Origin of the sequence: Pseudomonas taiwanensis, from assembly GCF_013393345.1 — a bacterium.
In the GTDB taxonomy this organism is placed as follows: domain Bacteria; phylum Pseudomonadota; class Gammaproteobacteria; order Pseudomonadales; family Pseudomonadaceae; genus Metapseudomonas; species Metapseudomonas resinovorans_C.
Genome location: NZ_QJRF01000021.1, coordinates 1 through 384, shown reverse-complemented (window position 1 = coordinate 384; position 384 = coordinate 1). Strand labels below are relative to the sequence as shown.

Below are 384 nucleotides of genomic sequence, written 5' to 3'. Positions count from 1 at the left end.
TGGGCAAGCCCAACGTCATCGGCAGCACCATGAGCGCCATGGAATGGGTCAACCTCTACGCCCTGGCGGTGAACGAGGAAAACGCTGCGGGCGGGCGCATGGTCACCGCGCCCACCAACGGCGCGGCCGGCATCATCCCGGCGGTACTGCACTACTACATGCGCTTCAACCCCGAGGCCACCGACGACGACGTGGTGCACTTCTTCCTCGGCGCCGCCGCCGTCGGCATCCTGTGCAAGAAGAACGCCTCAATCTCCGGTGCCGAAGTCGGCTGCCAGGGCGAAGTGGGCTCGGCCTGCGCGATGGCCGCCGCTGGCCTGGCGGAAGTGCTGGGCGCGACCCCGGCGCAGCTGGAGAACGCCGCCGAGATCGGCCTGGAACACA

The 384-nt window shown here is 68.5% G+C and carries 1 protein-coding gene; it reads left to right on the top strand.

The window, feature by feature from the left end:
* Positions 1 to 384: L-serine ammonia-lyase, iron-sulfur-dependent, subunit alpha (locus DM872_RS31035; protein ID WP_179057556.1), on the top strand; the 384-nt coding region annotated here is incomplete at both ends.